Origin of the sequence: Parasphingorhabdus marina DSM 22363 (assembly GCF_900128895.1) — a bacterium.
Taxonomy (GTDB): Bacteria; Pseudomonadota; Alphaproteobacteria; order Sphingomonadales; family Sphingomonadaceae; genus Parasphingorhabdus; species Parasphingorhabdus marina.
The window spans coordinates 376089-392069 of the sequence record NZ_FSQW01000001.1 but is presented as its reverse complement, the minus strand read 5'-3'; the positions used below and the strand labels follow the sequence as shown (position 1 = coordinate 392069).

General features: G+C 59.7%; 15 protein-coding genes. 8 read left to right on the top strand and 7 right to left on the bottom strand.

Annotated features, from left to right (window positions below):
* Nucleotides 1-10 precede the first annotated feature (10 nt).
* From BUQ90_RS01965 to BUQ90_RS01940, 6 genes are all read left to right on the top strand, one after another.
* Nucleotides 11-961 (top strand): YihY/virulence factor BrkB family protein, encoded by a 951-nt coding sequence (locus BUQ90_RS01965; protein ID WP_074203472.1) that lies wholly within the window; start codon nucleotides 11-13, stop codon nucleotides 959-961.
* A 96-nt stretch (nucleotides 962-1057) separates the two neighbouring features.
* On the top strand, nucleotides 1058-1861 hold the full coding sequence (fabI, locus tag BUQ90_RS01960) for an enoyl-ACP reductase FabI (protein ID WP_074204810.1): 804 nt from the start codon (nucleotides 1058-1060) through the stop codon (nucleotides 1859-1861).
* A gap of 141 nt (nucleotides 1862-2002) precedes the next feature.
* Entirely contained in the window at nucleotides 2003-3091 is a 1089-nt protein-coding gene (gene aroC, locus BUQ90_RS01955; RefSeq protein WP_074203471.1) for a chorismate synthase, read from the top strand.
* Entirely contained in the window at nucleotides 3091-3717 is a 627-nt protein-coding gene (locus BUQ90_RS01950) for a hypothetical protein (RefSeq protein ID WP_074203470.1), read from the top strand. Before aroC ends, BUQ90_RS01950 begins: the two co-directional genes overlap by 1 nt.
* 4 nt (nucleotides 3718-3721) lie before the next feature.
* Nucleotides 3722-5521: an SLC13 family permease gene (locus BUQ90_RS01945; protein ID WP_074203469.1), complete on the top strand. Its 1800-nt coding sequence runs from the start codon at nucleotides 3722-3724 to the stop codon at nucleotides 5519-5521.
* A gap of 93 nt (nucleotides 5522-5614) precedes the next feature.
* Nucleotides 5615-6862, top strand: coding sequence for a dicarboxylate/amino acid:cation symporter (locus tag BUQ90_RS01940; RefSeq protein WP_074203468.1), 1248 nt, complete (start codon nucleotides 5615-5617; stop codon nucleotides 6860-6862).
* A 31-nt stretch (nucleotides 6863-6893) separates the two neighbouring features.
* On the opposite strand, the gene BUQ90_RS01935 is transcribed toward BUQ90_RS01940, so the two are convergent.
* Complete coding sequence (locus tag BUQ90_RS01935; RefSeq protein WP_074203467.1) at nucleotides 6894-7685, bottom strand: DUF2189 domain-containing protein; 792 nt, start codon at nucleotides 7683-7685, stop codon at nucleotides 6894-6896.
* A 295-nt stretch (nucleotides 7686-7980) separates the two neighbouring features.
* Here BUQ90_RS01935 and BUQ90_RS01930 point away from each other — a divergent pair, with 295 nt between their 5' ends.
* Nucleotides 7981-8559, top strand: coding sequence for a PEPxxWA-CTERM sorting domain-containing protein (locus BUQ90_RS01930; protein ID WP_084192606.1), 579 nt, complete (start codon nucleotides 7981-7983; stop codon nucleotides 8557-8559).
* Between the two features lie 118 nt (nucleotides 8560-8677).
* On the opposite strand, the gene BUQ90_RS01925 is transcribed toward BUQ90_RS01930, so the two are convergent.
* From BUQ90_RS01925 to BUQ90_RS01900, 6 genes are all read right to left on the bottom strand, one after another.
* Nucleotides 8678-9967, bottom strand: coding sequence for an adenylosuccinate synthase (locus BUQ90_RS01925; protein ID WP_074203466.1), 1290 nt, complete (start codon nucleotides 9965-9967; stop codon nucleotides 8678-8680).
* A 22-nt stretch (nucleotides 9968-9989) separates the two neighbouring features.
* Complete coding sequence (locus BUQ90_RS01920) at nucleotides 9990-11108, bottom strand: ATP phosphoribosyltransferase regulatory subunit (RefSeq protein WP_074203465.1); 1119 nt, start codon at nucleotides 11106-11108, stop codon at nucleotides 9990-9992.
* A 62-nt stretch (nucleotides 11109-11170) separates the two neighbouring features.
* Complete coding sequence (gene serA / locus BUQ90_RS01915; protein WP_074203464.1) at nucleotides 11171-12757, bottom strand: phosphoglycerate dehydrogenase; 1587 nt, start codon at nucleotides 12755-12757, stop codon at nucleotides 11171-11173.
* A 109-nt stretch (nucleotides 12758-12866) separates the two neighbouring features.
* Nucleotides 12867-14039: a phosphoserine transaminase gene (locus BUQ90_RS01910; RefSeq protein WP_074203463.1), complete on the bottom strand. Its 1173-nt coding sequence runs from the start codon at nucleotides 14037-14039 to the stop codon at nucleotides 12867-12869.
* A gap of 129 nt (nucleotides 14040-14168) precedes the next feature.
* Nucleotides 14169-14477: a PepSY domain-containing protein gene (locus BUQ90_RS01905; protein ID WP_074203462.1), complete on the bottom strand. Its 309-nt coding sequence runs from the start codon at nucleotides 14475-14477 to the stop codon at nucleotides 14169-14171.
* A gap of 39 nt (nucleotides 14478-14516) precedes the next feature.
* The gene (locus tag BUQ90_RS01900; protein WP_074203461.1) at nucleotides 14517-15137 is read right to left on the bottom strand and encodes a protein-methionine-sulfoxide reductase heme-binding subunit MsrQ; all 621 of its coding nucleotides are present in this window, start codon (nucleotides 15135-15137) and stop codon (nucleotides 14517-14519) included.
* Between the two features lie 122 nt (nucleotides 15138-15259).
* On the opposite strand from BUQ90_RS01900, the gene BUQ90_RS01895 reads away from it, so the two are divergent.
* Entirely contained in the window at nucleotides 15260-15943 is a 684-nt protein-coding gene (locus tag BUQ90_RS01895; RefSeq protein ID WP_074203460.1) for an extensin-like domain-containing protein, read from the top strand.
* Nucleotides 15944-15981: the final 38 nt, after the last annotated feature.

The window sequence follows — 15981 nt, the reverse complement described above, 5'->3', positions numbered from 1 at the left end:
GCCGCGGCGCATGAGTGAAGGTTCGCGTCTTTCGCCGGAAGCCCGACGCAACCAGCTGAAACGCTCGGAAGAAATCGGCGGCGCTGACCGGGCGGCCGATCGGCTGGCGGACGAAAACTGGCCCCGGAAAATGATGACCGTTGCGGAACGGACCGCGGTCGGCGTCTATACCGACGGGTTTACCTTCGCCGGGAATTTTGCCTATCTTTCGCTTCTGGCGGTCTTTTCCTTCTTCATTGTCGCGGCCGCAATTGCCGGCAGTATCGGTCAGACAGCCGCTGGTGAGGACTTTGTCGCGGCTTTTCTGCAAACGGTTCCGCCCTCGGTTGCCGACGCTCTGCGCGAACCAATAGGCGATGCGATGCACGCACGAACCGGCCCGCTGCTCTGGCTGAGCGCAGGCGTTGGTCTGTGGACGACGGCCAGCCTGATCGAGACAATCCGTGAGATATTGCACCGGGCCTACGGCGTCGAGGCACAGCGGGCATTCTGGGAATATCGGCTGACCTCGGTCGGTCTGATCATTCTCTCGGTATTCTTCGCGATGCTGGCGCTGAGTACGCAATTTGCCTTTTCCGCGCTGATCGAGTTTTTCGGAGCCTATCTGCCGCTGGAGCAGATTGATTCGACCTGGTTTTCCTTGTCCAGTGCGTTGCCGTTCCTGATCCTGTTCATCACGCTCTATCTGCTGTTCCGCCTGCTGACGCCCCGGCAATATCGGCACCGCATTTATCCCAAATGGCCCGGTGCTGTGTTCATCAGCAGCTGGTGGCTGACCATTTCCGGCCTGTTGCCGCTGTTCCTCAAATATGCGGCCAATTACCAGCTGACCTATGGCAGCCTGGCGGGCGTGATGATCACGCTGATTTTCTTCTACCTGATCGGGCTGGGCATGGTTATCGGGTCGGAGCTCAACGCAGCGCTGGCCGACAGGCCGGAGAATCGCCAGTCTGCGGACTGATCTTCCGGCATCATCATTTTCTGGAAAATCAGCCGATTAGTCGCTATCAGAACGGCATATCGAAACGGTCAGAAATCTGGTGTGAAGGAATTGGCGATGAATGATCTGATGAAGGGCAAGCGCGGCCTGATCATGGGGCTGGCGAACAACAAGTCCCTGGCCTGGGGTATCGCGAAGCAGCTGTCGGAAGCCGGTGCGGAACTGGCCTTTTCCTATCAGGGGGACGCGCTGGCCAAGCGTGTCCGTCCGCTGGCTGCGGAGCTCGGTTCGGACTTTCTGATCGATTGTGATGTGTCGGACATGTCGGCGCTCGACAGCGCTTTTGAGACGTTGCAGTCGCGCTGGGACACAATCGATTTTGTCGTCCACGCCATCGGCTTTTCCGACAAGAGCGAGCTGCGCGGCAAATATGTCGATACCAGCCTGGACAATTTCCTGATGACGATGAACATTTCGGCGTACAGCCTGGTTGCCGTTTCGCAACGCGCGGCCCGGATGATGCCGAACGGCGGCAGCATCGTGACGCTGACCTATTATGGTGCCGAGAAAGTGATCCCGCATTATAACGTGATGGGTGTTGCCAAGGCCGCGCTGGAAACATCGGTGCAATATCTGGCCAATGACCTGGGTCCCGACAATATCCGGGTGAATGCCATTTCCGCCGGTCCGATCAAGACGCTGGCGGCCAGCGGGATCGGAGACTTTCGCTATATCCTCAAGTGGAACGAGTATAACTCGCCACTCCGGCGGAATGTGACGATCGAGGATGTTGGTGGCGCTGGCCTGTATTTCTGTTCCGAGCTGTCCTCCGGCGTGACCGGCGAAACCCATCATGTCGACAGCGGCTATCATGTGGTCGGCATGAAACAGGAAGATGCGCCGGATATAGCGCTGGATTGAAGACAGTCGGGGTTTCCCGGAGACGGTCCGTGCGGAAAAAGGGGCTGAATTTCCCGGAGGTGCTTTGGCTTGACGAATCCCTGCGGAAGCCGCAGTCAGAACCATCGGAGAATGTGCCCCTTATGGCGCGTTGGGGGATGAATGAGTTTTAACAGCTTTGGTCACATGTTTCGCTTCTCGACATGGGGAGAGAGCCACGGTCCCGCGCTCGGCGCGGTGGTCGACGGGTGCCCGCCGGGTATCTTACTGAGCGAAGCCGATATTCAACCGTTTCTGGACGCCCGGCGTCCGGGCCAGTCCAAATATACCACCCAGCGCAAGGAGCCGGATCAGGTCCGGATATTGTCCGGTGTTTTCGAAGGCCGGACCACCGGTACGCCGATTTCGCTGATGATCGAAAATGTCGACCAGCGTTCGAAAGATTATAGCGAGGTTGCCAAAGCCTATCGCCCTGGCCACGCGGATTATGCCTATGACCGGAAATATGGCTTTCGCGATTATCGTGGCGGAGGCCGGTCCAGCGCCCGGGAAACTGCAGCACGGGTGGCCGCCGGTGCGATCGCCCGCAAGGTGATTGGCGAAGTCGAAGTTCATGCCTGGGTGGCGGAAATCGGCGGCGATGCGATTGATCCGTCCCGGTTCGACCCGGAACAGGTCCTGCAAAACCCGTTTTTCTGTCCGGATGCAGAAGCCGCCCGGCGCTGGGAAACACTGGTGGATCGCGCGCGCAAGGATGGCAGCAGTCTCGGCGCGATCATCGCCTGTCAGGCGACCGGTGTACCGGCCGGCTGGGGCGCTCCGGTCTATGCCAAGCTCGACAGCGAAATTGCGACAGCGATGATGACGATCAATGCCACAAAGGGCGTGGAGATCGGAGACGGCTTCGCGGCGGCACGCCTGCGCGGGGAAGAAAATGCCGATCCGATGCTGCCAGGAGACGACGGACCCGAATTTGGTGCCAATCATGCAGGCGGAACGGCGGGCGGCATTTCGACCGGCCAGCCGGTCTTTTGCCGGGTGGCATTCAAACCGACCAGTTCCATCCTGACTCCAGTCGACACGATCACCCGCGATGGCGAAGCCACCGAGATCGTGACCAAAGGCCGCCATGATCCCTGTGTGGGTATCCGCGGTGTCCCGGTGGTCGAGGCAATGATGGCGCTGGTGCTTGCGGACCAGAAACTGATGCATCGGGCCCAATGCGGCGATGACGGCGGAGGCCCCGACTGATGCGCCGTTTCGGCCTGATCCTTGCGCTGCTGCTTGCGTCCTGTACACCGGGCGGGCCGTCGGGAGAGGAAGCCGAAGGCGAGGATCCGAACACAGCTGCCAGTGAGCCGGAAAGTAATGTTCTGATTGCCTACCCCGACCGGTTTGGACCGTTTCGGATTGGCAGTAGCTACCAACAGCTCGCCGGAGAACATGATCTGAAACTGGAATATTCTTCGGAAGTGGAAGACTGGGACAATCCGCAGCCGACCGGCAAGGGGTGCGAGTCCTTCAGCCTTTCGGAGGACTGGCCTTTTGCCGGACTGATGTTCGAGGATGGGATCCTCACCCGGGTCGATTTCTACCGCCCATTCCGTGATGCCCAGCCGCGCAAAAAATCGGCGATAACCGAGCAGAATATCGGCCTGGGGAGCAGGATCGAAGCCGCAAAACAGGCCTATGGCGATGCGCTGACCCAGACGCCGCATCCCTATCTTGAAGACCAGGGATCCTACCTCACATGGGACGCCAATAGTGCCGGTGACGGGCCGAAACATGGCATTGTCTTTGAGACGGACGAGCACACGGTGACCAGCTTCCGTATCGGGGACTCCCGCAGCATCCAGTATATTGAAGGCTGTTTGTAGCGCGATGATTGAGCTGATTCTCCATGTCGCCAACGACTATATCCAGGCGAACAAGGCGATCATCGGCCTCGTCATCCTGGCCTTTCTGTTCACCGGCTTTTTCATGGAGCGCTTCCCTGCCGCGGTGGTCGCGGTGCTGGGCGCCTGCATGTTCCTGTTCCTGGGAATCATCGATTCCGATGGTTTGTTTTCGGTCTTTTCGAACACCGCTCCGATCACCATTGCCGCCATGTTCATATTATCCGGGGCCCTGCTGCGAACCGGCACAATCGATGCGATTGCCGGCTTCATCATTGCGCGCGCGCGCAAACATCCCAAGCTTGCCGTGGTCGAAATGTTTCTCGGCGCATTTGTGGCTTCGGCCTTCATGAACAATACGCCGGTGGTGCTGGTTCTGATCCCGATCATCATCCGCCTGTCGCGCGCGACAGGGATTTCGTCCAAGAAACTTCTCATCCCCCTGAGTTTTGTTTGTATCCTCGGGGGAACCACGACGCTGATCGGGACATCGACCAACCTGATTGTCGACGCCGTCGCGCGCGATACCGGGATGACCGGATTCGGGATATTTGAGATAACGCCCTATGGCCTGGTCGCTGCCGTTGCCGGAATGATCATGATGGCGCTGTTCAGCAGCTGGCTGCTGCCCAGTGGTCAGGTCAGCGGCGAATTTGCCAGCAATGATGAAAGCGCCTTTCTGACCGAACTGACCGTCCGCAACCGGTCGGAAGCCAATGGAAAGCGGATCGCCGATGTACCGGTGTTTCGTCGGGCCGGGATCAAGGTCACCGCGGTCAGCCGCAACAGCAATTACATCCGGCATGACCTGGAACATTTCGTGCTCGAGCCGGGTGACCGTGTGGCGGTGCAGCTTGATCTGGCCGAACTGATTTCGCTGCGGGAGTCTCAGGATTTCAAGATCGGCATCATTCGCTCCGGTGATGTCGGACCGCTCGGCGAAGAGCTGGTCGAAGCGACGGTCGCTCCCAGTCATCCCAGCATCGGTAACCGGTTGTTTGATATCCCGTTTCTGTCGCAACTGAATGTCCGCATTCTCGGCATGACCCGGTTCCGCAACCTGCCGCGTTCCGACCTGACCAATGCCCGGATCCACGCCGCTGACCGGCTGCTGGTCACCGGATCCAGTGAAGATATTGCCCGGATGTATGAAAACCCGAACCTGTTTGGCGTGGGTCAGACCAAGATTCGGGCGTTTCGGCGGGATCGTGCGCCGATTGCCATCGGTGCGCTGGTGGCGGTGGTGGTCCTCGCGGCGCTCAATGTCATTCCGCTTGCGGTCGCGGCAATTCTGGCGGTGGGTGCCATTCTGCTCGCGCGCTGCATCGATGCCGAAGAGGCCTGGGGATCGATTGACGGCAACGTACTGGTGCTGATCTTCGGCATGCTGGCGGTCGGTCTCGGTCTTCAGCAGGCGGGAAGTGTTGATCTGATCGTCAATGTGCTTACGCCCTATTTGCGGGATATCCCGCCCTGGGGGCTGGTTTTCGCGATCTATATTCTGTCGGTGATCATGACCGAGATCGTGACCAACAACGCGGTGGCCATCATCATCACGCCGATTGCCATAGCCCTCGGGCAGGACCTCGGCGTCGATCCCCGGCCGCTGGTTATTGCCGTCATGTTCGCCGCATCCGCCAGTTTCGCGACACCCATCGGATATCAGACGAATACGCTGGTCTATGCGGCCGGCAATTACCGGTTCACCGACTTCTTCAAGGCGGGCATTCCCCTGACCATCGGGGTCGGTCTGGCGACCTGCCTGGCCATCAGTTTCTGGGTCTGAGACGAAATGCGCATGATCTGATGCAGATATCGCGCTTGCTCCGGATCGCGGGCGGCGATAGGTTCGGCAAAAATCAACACGGGGAAAAGTGCAATGCTGTCAGTCTGGTTCAGGATACCGCTTTGGCAGCGGGTTGTCGGTGCGCTGATTCTGGGTGTCGCCGTTGGCCTGTTCTGGGGCCCGGATGCGGAATCGATCAAATGGATCGGGGATTTCTTCATCAAGGCGATCAAGATGCTGGTCGTGCCGCTGATCTTTTTCAGTCTGGTGGCTGGTGTCGCCGCTATTGGCGACCTGCGCAAGCTCGGGGCGGTCGGCGGCCGCGCGGTCATCCTGTTCGTCGTGAGCGGCCAGATCGCGGTGTGGCTGGGCCTCGCGCTCGGCACGGGTGCCATTAATCTCGGCCTGTTCCCGAGCAAGGAAGAACTCGGCACACCTGAAGTCCCGACGCCGGCACCGAACGAGACGACCGCCGTCGACATGATCCTGTCGATTGTGCCGGAAAGCCCGGTGCAGGTCATGGCGGATGTCGCCGTTTTGCCGCTGATCGTATTTTCGCTGCTGATCGGGATCGGCATCCTGATGGCGAAGGAGGACGGCGAGCCGGTCCAGAAGATTTTCGACAGCGGCGCTATTGTCATGCAGAAAGTGACGATGATCGTCATGGAACTGACCCCGTTCGGTGTCTTTGCGCTGATGGCATGGGTTGCCGGTACGCTGGGGATTGACGCGCTCAAGGCGCTGAGCTGGCTGGTTGTCCTGAACTATGCCGGTTGCCTGCTGATCATCGGAGTGATGTATTCGGCGATGATCAAGCTTATCGCCAGGCTGCCCGTGCGGGATTTCTTTCGCGGGATCGTCGATGCGATCGCGGTCAGTTATTCTACGGCGAGCTCCAATGCCACGCTGCCCGTGACCTTGCGCTGTGCCCGCCGCAATCTCGGCGTGAGCAATTCGGTTGCCAGTTTCGTCATCTCGCTCGGTGCGACGATCAACATGAACGGCACCGCGATGTATCTCGGCCTCGCTACCCTGTTCGGCGCGTCAATCTTCGGGGTTGATCTGACCTGGGGGCAATATTTTCTGATCTCGATCCTGGCGACGCTGGGGGCCATTGGTGCGGCGGGTATTCCGGGTGCTGGCCTGATCATGATGGCGCTGGTGTTCGGAGCGGTCGGCGTCCCGCTGGAAACGATCGCCTTTGTCGCGGGTGTCGACCGGATCATGGACATGATGCGGACAACCACCAATGTCAGTGGCGATGCGGCCGTTGCCACGACGGTGGCCAGCATGACCAACGAAATCGATGTTGAGGAAATGATTTCGGCCGACGACGTTTAGCAGCGGAACGGCCTGCCCGGCTCCTCAGGTCTCAGACCGCCTGTGGGCCGGACTGGCTGACCGAACGCCGGTACAGGTGCCAGGTGGCATGACCCAGCACCGGCAGCACGATAAACAGGCCCAGGAAAAAGGGCAGCATCGCGACAAACAGGGTGGTGGCGATTGCCGCCGCCCAGATCAGCATGACCCGCTTGTTGGACCGGACCGTCGCCAGGCTGACGATGATGGCCGTGATGAAATCGACTTCGCGATCCACCAGCATCGGCAGGCTGGCCACGGTGATGGCATAGAAGGCGAGGGCGATCAGGGCTCCGAAAAAGCTGCCGACCACCAGCATCGCGATCCCGGCGGGGGTGCGGAACAATTCCATGGATTCTGAGGCCAGCCCGGATTCAGCGAGGAATATCGCGAAAATTCCATGCGCGATCATCAGCCAGAAGCCGAACGCGACGAACAGGATAACGCCCATGCTGATGATTTGCTCGTCACCATGTCCGCGCAGCGCGCCGAGCACTGCTCGCCAGCTCATTGGCATGCCCGCTTCGCGGCGGCGGCTGACTTCATACAGGCCCACGGCGACAAACGGCGCGAGCAGCGGAAAGCCCGCCGCTGCCGGGACCAGCCAAAATATTTCGCCGCGGACAAATAGCGCAAAGTAGAGAAAAATACCCGCTCCGACATAGATGGCGGCAAAAAACAGTCCGAAAGCGGGATGGGCTTTGAAATCCCCCCACCCGGCTGCAAGAGCTGCTGTGAGGTCACTGACCTTCAGATTTTTTGCCACCGAAACCGGAGCAGCGGGAGCCTGTTCTGCTGTGCTCATGACATCCCCTCCTGAGGAGATATTGTGCCTCAAAATCGGCATTTCATCAAGTTTGGACCGGGAGCCGCCTTGTCCGCAAACGGATCGGTCAGCAGAATCCGGCTAGTGCGCGACGGTGATATCCACCTCTCCATGCAGGTTTACAGGGATCGCCGGACCAATTGTAAATTCTGCCTCCAGAACCGCCTCAGGGCGGGAACAGCCTTGTTGGACGTCATCCGGCATGATAGCGCTGCGCATATCATTTGGCACCGTCTTTCCTGGACGCAGTCCAAACAGAATTGATGGAGCAAATATGAAAAAAGTTCTTCTGGCTTCGGCGGGTTTGCTGATCGCAACTCCGGCCAGTGCTGCGACCTTTGTTGTTGATGCTTTCGACAACAGTGTGTCCGGCGGGACCGGATTGAGCACGATTTCGCTGACGGCCGGACAGATTTTTACAGTCACGTCCAGCACCGATGATCTGTGGAGCGCGGGCGCACTTCCGCGCTTCTCGGATGCTGACGGACTTGTCGCCGATCGTTTCGCCTCGGCGATGGATGATTCCGGTCAGGCTGTTGGAACCCAGATCGGTCGGGACTTCGGCAATTTCAACGCCTTTGGTCTCTCCGCAGCATTTGGCTCGCTGGTGGGCAATATCAACGGCACCTATCAGGTTATCGGCGCAAATTTCTCTGGAGCGGCATGGGATACCGGCACGCTGGAACTGTTTTACTGGGACAGTAATCAACGGGACAATTTCGGGGAAATCAGCTTTGACGTGAATGCGGTGCCCGAACCTGCGACATGGGCGTTCATGATCCTCGGATTCGGAGCCATTGGCGGTGCCATGCGTCGCCACAAGGCAAAAGTCACGAACGTCACTTACGCCTGATCAGACAAATTCCTGCTGAATCGCAGGACATTCCAAAAGGCCTCGCAAGATATCAACTGCGGGGCCTTTTTTGTGCCCGCCGGCTGCTCCGCGGATACTCTTTGATGCTGACGCCGGCCTAGTCCGCGAACGGATCGGTCACCAGTATCGTATCGTCGCGCTCGGGTGATGTGGAGACCAGGGCAACCGGACACTGGATCAGTTCTTCGACCCGCTTGATATATTTGATCGCCTGGGCCGGGAGGTCAGCCCAGCTGCGGGCGCCGGCTGTGGACTCGCTCCAGCCCGGCATCGTCTCGTAAATCGGCTTCACACCTTCCTGGTCCTGATGATGCGGCGGCAGATAGTCATAGGTCACACCGTCCAGGTCATAGCCGATGCAGATTTTCAGTTCCTCAAACCCGTCGAGCACGTCCAGTTTGGTGAGAGCAATCCCGGCGACACCCGACACGGCCAGTGCCTGGCGGACCAGCACGGCATCAAACCAGCCGCAGCGACGCTGGCGGCCGGTATTGGTCCCGAATTCATGTCCGCGCTCACCCAGTCGCTGCCCGATATCGTCGTCGAGCTCGGTCGGGAACGGACCGGAGCCGACCCGGGTGGTGTAGGCCTTGACGATTCCCAGCACATAGCCGGTGCCGGATGGCCCGAGGCCGGATCCGCCTGCTGCCGTGCCGGAGATGGTGTTGGAGCTGGTGACGAAGGGATAGGTCCCGTGATCGACGTCGAGCAGAACGCCCTGTGCGCCTTCGAACAAAATGCGGTCGCCGCGCTTGCGTGCTTCGTTGAGCCGTTTCCAGACCGGCTGCGCATATTGCAGGACCGAGTCCGCAATTTCGCGCAGATCGGCGAGCAGACGGTCCCGGTCGACCGGCGGTTCGCCGAATCCCGCCCGCAGGGCGTCGTGATGCGCACAGAGCCGGTCCAGTTGCGGGCCGAGATCGTCGAGATGCGCGAGGTCGCACACGCGGATCGAACGGCGCCCGACCTTGTCTTCATAGGCCGGGCCGATGCCGCGCCTCGTTGTTCCGATCTTGCCCTTGCCACTGGCATCTTCGCGCATCGCGTCGAGATCGCGGTGAATCGGCAGGATCAGCGGACAGTTTTCGGCAATCCCGAAATTGTCCGCATTGATGGCCACACCCTGATTCGACAATTTCGCGATTTCATCCCGTAAGTGCCAGGGATCGAGAACCACGCCATTGCCGATGATTGACAGGGCGCCGCGGACAATGCCGCTGGGCAGCAGTGAGAGTTTGTAGACTTCGCCGTCGACAACCAGCGTATGACCGGCATTGTGACCGCCCTGGAAACGCACGACGACATCCGCGCGTTCGGACAGCCAGTCGACAATCTTGCCCTTGCCTTCATCGCCCCACTGGGCACCGATAACGGTTACATTGGCCATGGTGTACGGGTCTTCCTGTTGATCATGTTTCGGTCGGTTCGCTGCCATTCAGTATATGGCTGCATCCGAGAATTTGCGCGCTGTCAGCTTCGGTCAATGCCGCTACTGTTCGCCATCCTTCGGCCCGGAGTGCCGCTGCGCGGTCGCGGTCATGTCCGAGCGGCAGGAATAGCGTTTTGCGATCTTTTCCGCCACTACTGCCCGTGCCGACCAGCGGACCCGGATAGAGCGAAAATCCCACGGCCGGTTCGGTGCTGCCATCCGGCCGGGCTATTTCGTAGCTGCCGCCCCGCCCCATGGCACCGACAAAACCGTCCGCGAACAGGGTGAAGCCGAACCAGTTCTGATATTCAAACCCGTGCCGTTCGGTCGGATCAAGCGTGAGATCCGCCTTGTCGCGGATCGTGTCAGCGATTGCCGCGATGCCGTCGAGCCGGGACGAGAGCAGGGCATCGGTATCGAAGGCCCGCATTTTGGCCATGGCATCGTCAAATGGCCCGGTGGCCTCGATCAGCGGCAGATATCCGGTCGCGCCCAGCTCGGCCAGGCCGCCGGCATCTTTCATGTCCAGCTCCCGGCGCACTTCCTTGGCCTGCGCGCTGCTCAGCGGCAATGGGCCGCCCGACAGGATGTCGATCAGGTCCGGCATGGTGAAATCCATGGTGATGCCGGTCAGTCCGGCCCGTTCCAGCGCTTCGATGGCGACCGAAACAACCTCGCTGGCAGCTGCCACACTGTCGACCCCGATCAGTTCTGCGCCGATTTGCAACCGGCTGCGTTCGGGGCGCAGCTGACCCGAGCGCAGTTTCAGCACGGTTCCGGAGTAGCTGAGCCGCAACGGCCGCGGTACGTCCGCCATGCTGGTTGAAGCGATTCGCCCGATCTGCATGGTGACATCCGGCCGCAGCGCCAGCGTCCGCTGGGAGATCGGATCGACCAGCCGCATCAGGTCGCTTTTGGACGAACCGGTCATCCGGCTGGTCAGCACATCCTCATATTCCGCCAGCGGCGGCGACACGCGGGCATAGCCGTGACTGGCCAGTGTATCGAGAATATCGCGTTCCATGCGCGACGCTGCTTCCGCGTGCGGCGGCAGTGCATCGTGGAAGCCTTCGGGCAGCAAGTTGGACCGCTTTTGCATGATCTCTGCTCCATAGCCCAAGCCTCGGCTCAGGCCATCGCTTTTTTTTGGTTCACCGGCCTTTATTCGAAGCGCAGCGCCTTGACGGTTTTCACGCCTTCCAGCTGGCAGACGCTCCACAGGACCGGTTCCTCGACCGGCGAGTCGATGGACAGCAGCAATACCGCTTCCCCGCCCGGCACGTCAGAGCGACGTCCCAGATGGAACGTACCGATATTGACGTCGGCCTGACCCAGTGTGGATCCGACGCTGCCGATAAACCCGGGCTGATCTTCGTTGACAATATACAGCATGTCGCCCTCGAGATCGGCCTCGACCTTGATACCGAACATTTCCACCAGGCGCGGGCCGGAGCTGCCGAACAGTGTACCTGCCACGGATTTGTCGCCTTCGCTGGTGGATACGGAAACACGCACCAGCGTATGATAGTCGCCTTCCCGCTCATGCCGGACTTCGCGCACGTCGAGACCGCGTTCCTTGGCAAGATAGGGCGCATTGACCATGTTCACGGTGTCGCTGTAAGCGCGCATCAGCCCGGCGAGGACGGCCGCCGTGATCGGCTTCTGGTCCAGTTCGGCTGCCGCACCTTCGACTTCCACGGACACGCCGCGTATCTGGTCACCGGCCAGCTGACCGACCAGCGATCCGAGCTGGGTGGCCAGCGCCATATAGGGCTTTAGCTTCGGGGCCTGCTCGGCCGACAGGCTGGGCATGTTGAGGGCATTGGTGACACCGCCATTGACCAGATAATCGGCCATCTGCTCAGCGACCTGAATCGCGACATTGACCTGGGCCTCACTGGTCGATGCGCCGAGATGCGGGGTGCAGATCAGATTGGGTGTACCGAACAGCGGATTTTCCTTTGCCGGTTCCTCCGCGTAGACGTCGAGGGCGGCACCCGCGACATGTCCGGATTCAAGCGCGTCCTTGAGCGCTGTTTCATCGATCAGGCCACCGCGCGCACAGTTGATGATGCGGACTCCGGGCCGGGTTTTCGCGAGAGCTTCTGCCGACAGGATATTGCGGGTCTGGTCGGTGAGCGGCGTGTGCATGGTGATAAAGTCTGCGCGGCCAAGCAGGTCATCCAGTGCCACTTTCTCGACACCGATTTCCACGGCCCGATCTTCGGTCAGGAACGGATCATAGGCAATCACTTTCATGCGAAGCCCGATCGCCCGTTCCGCCACGATCGAACCGATATTGCCGGCGCCGATCAGGCCGAGCGTCTTGCTGGTCAGCTCGACACCCATATATTTGGATTTTTCCCATTTGCCGGCCTGGGTCGACGCATCGGCAGAGGGCAGCTGGCGGGCGAGCGCGAACATCATGGCAATGGCATGTTCGGCGGTGGTGATACTGTTGCCAAAGGGCGTGTTCATCACGACCACGCCTTTCGCCGAGGCAGCGGGAATGTCCACATTGTCGACCCCGATCCCGGCGCGGCCAACCACTTTCAGGTTGGTTGCCGCGTCCAGAATTTCGGGTGTCACCTTGGTCGAGGAGCGGATGGCGAGGCCGTCATAGTCACCGATGATCTTGAGCAATTCTTCCGGTGTCTGACCGGTAATCTCGTCAACTTCGACACCGCGATCACGGAAGATCTCAGCGGCTTTGGGGTCCATTTTGTCGGAAATAAGTACTTTGGGCATGATAGTTTCTCTTTGCATATTGCTGTATCCCGGAGCGGATCGGGAATCCCTCTGCAATCAGTTTGATTATGCGAGAGATTCCAGCCCGCGCCGGAACGCGGCAGCTTAATCAGGAAAGTTCGGCCTTCACCTGGGCATAGGCCCATTCGATCCAGGGCAGCAGACGACGGACGTCTTCTTCCTCGACCGTGGAGCCGCACCAGATGCGCAGGCTCGGCGGAGCATCGCGATAGCCGTTGAAGTCGTAGCCAATGCCCATTTCGTCGAGCATGCCGGCGATTTTCTTCGGCACGGCGGCCTGGCTGTCCGCGTCGAGCCCGTCATACCAGTCGCCCTGGAAGACCATGCAGATGCCGGTGTTGGTCCATTTCGCCGGATCGCTGACCATGTTGCGGAGCCATGGAGTGGCTTCGATCCAGTCATGTACGATCTGGGCATTGCGGTCCGCGCGGGCATGCAGTTCCGGCAGGCCGCCGATGGATTTCGCCCATTCAAGCGAGGCAATATAGTCTTCGGTGGCGAGCAGCGACGGCGTATTGATGGTCGCCCCCTCGAAGATCGCGCGGTTGAGCTTGTCGCCCTTTTTCACGCGAAAGATTTTCGGCAGCGGCCAGTCGGGATTGTGGCTTTCAATCCGTTCGACAGCCCGCGGGCTGAGAATCAGCATGCCGTGGCCCGCTTCCGATCCCATCACCTTTTGCCAGCTGTAAGTCGTTGCATCGAGCTTTGGCCAGTCCATCGGCTGGGCGAAAACCGCGCTGGTTGCATCATTGATGGTGACGCCGTCGCGGTCATCAGCGATCCAGTCCGTATCCGGAATCTTCGCACCCGAGGTGGTGCCGTTCCAGGTGAAGACAATATCATCCCCCTTGTCGATCTGCGTGAGATCCGGGATCTCGCCATAATCGGCTTCAAGTGTGGTCAGATTGGCTGGCTTGAGCTGTTTCACCGCGTCCTGGATCCAGACATTGCCGAAGCTTTCCCAGGCGGCCACGGTGACCGGGCGGGCGCCGAGCATGTTCCACATCGCCAGTTCGACAGCTCCGGTATCGGAGGCCGGAACAATGCCGATCAGATAGTCATCGGGGATGCCGAGCAGCTCGCGCGACAGGTCGATGGCATATTTCAGCCGACCCTTGCCAGTAGCCGAACGATGGGACCGGCCCATGGCGATGGTGTTGATTTTGTCGAGAGACCAGCCGGGAAATTTGGCTGTGGGCCCCGAGGAAAAATTGGGGCAGTCCGGACGCAACTCGGGCGTCGGTATTGTCGTATCAGTCATTTAATGCTTCTCCTTGCAGAGAGCTCGCGCGGCGTTGGGACCGCGTGGCCCGACGCCGCAATGTCTGCTGCAGCGCAACATGTCAAGAAGCAAATCCGGCGGCGCGCAAAATAAAAATGCGCGGGCAGACTATTTTTTATACAGAACTTTTCCGCGGCGGAGCACCAGCAGTTTTTCCATCGATACGGGGTGGAAATAGGCTTCAACCCGGTCGCCTTCGGGGGTGGTGCCATAGACTTCGTAGCAGCCACCATCGACCTTGGACTTTTTCACTTTCCAGCCTTTTTTCACCAGATCGGCTTCGAGCGTATCGCGGCTGACCCAGCCGGACTGCGGTCCCGCTTCGCACTTCATCTTGCCGGTTGCATGCGCGGGCGAAGACAGGCCCACAGTCATGATCGCGGAAGCGAGGGCTGCGGTAAGGACAGGATATTTCATGTTTTAGACTCCAACTGGAAACGCCCGGCGGGCAGGGGATTATTCGGTCAGCGGCGAATCATCGCGCGCCATCATCTTTTTCCTTCTGCCATAGATGATAATCATTCGCAATAACTGTAACAGCCCCAGCGGAATAAAATGTACGAGCGCTCCGGTAACGCCATCATGGATCAGCAGCCAGTGCGCCAGTGTCAGCAGCGCTGCAACATAAACCAGCCGCTGCAAGAGCTTCCAGTTGCGTCCAAGCCAGCGCATCGCCGCATTGTGGCTGGTGAGGGCCAGCGGTAAGAACAGCAGCATGGCAGCCCAGCCGGTCCAGATTCCCGGAGCCCAGAATTCGGCCAAAATGGGTTCCAGCTCTTCCATGTCGATCAGATAGAAAATCAGGTGCAATAGCGCATAACCAAATGCCGCCAGACCAAGCGCCCGGCGCCGCCGGACCAGCCAGGCAATCCAGGGCTTGTTGCCAAACAAAGTCTGCAGGGGGGAAATGACCATGGCGGCAATCATGAAGCGGGCAGAAAACTCGCCGGTCGGGTGGAGCATTTCCATCGCGATCAGCTGACCCGTATAATAGGCGTGGAGCATCGGGATGGCGGGCAGGGCAAGAAGCAGCCAGAATACCGGCAGGCTATTGAGGGTCCGCAGCAAATTCGTCATGCCCGCTCTTTGGCCAGTGTGGTGGCGGACGTCCAGCAGATTATTGTGTCAGTTTGTCGCAAAACTGCCGTTTTGGGGCTGCCGTTAACCCTTTTTTAACCATGTTCGGCCAGCACAAGAGGATGGACAGTAACCGATCTTCCAGGCCACAGGCGCGCGGGATTGCTCTGACTATTGTCGGGGCCCTGCTGCTGGGTGCCTGCGGTGCCATTCCCGGAGGCGACGGCCAGTCGGCCAAACGACCGCAATCCTCGGCCGGTCTCGGCAACTTCAACCCGTCACCTGCCGCCCGGCAGTGCTTCAGCAACCTGGGCAAGGCCAATGTCCGCTTTTCGCCCCTGCCCAACCGGAATTTCGCCGGTGGTTGCACGCAGATTGACAGCATCAAGCTGCTCGATGTCGGAGCCGAAGTCACCAATCTCGGACCGGTGCGATGTGAACTCGCCAGCAGATTTGCTGCCTGGACCGAATATGCGGTGAAACGGGCGGCGCGCAAATATCTCGGCAGTGAACTGGAACGGATTGAGACGATGGGCAGCTATAGCTGCCGGAACATTTCGGGATCGCGACGCCTGTCGCAACATGCGCATGCCAATGCGATAGACGTGTCCGGCTTCGTTCTGGCCGATGGCCGCCGGATTACGCTGACCGGAGACTGGAATGGGGGCCGGCGCGAGAAACAGTTCCTCACTGCCATCCACCAGAGTGCCTGCAAGCGCTTTGGCACGGTTCTCAGCCCCGATTACAACGCAGCGCACCGCGACCATTTCCATTTCGACATGAGCGGCAACGGTTATTGCCGGTGACCGCCATCCATCCGGACCACAGAAATTCGATGAACGTC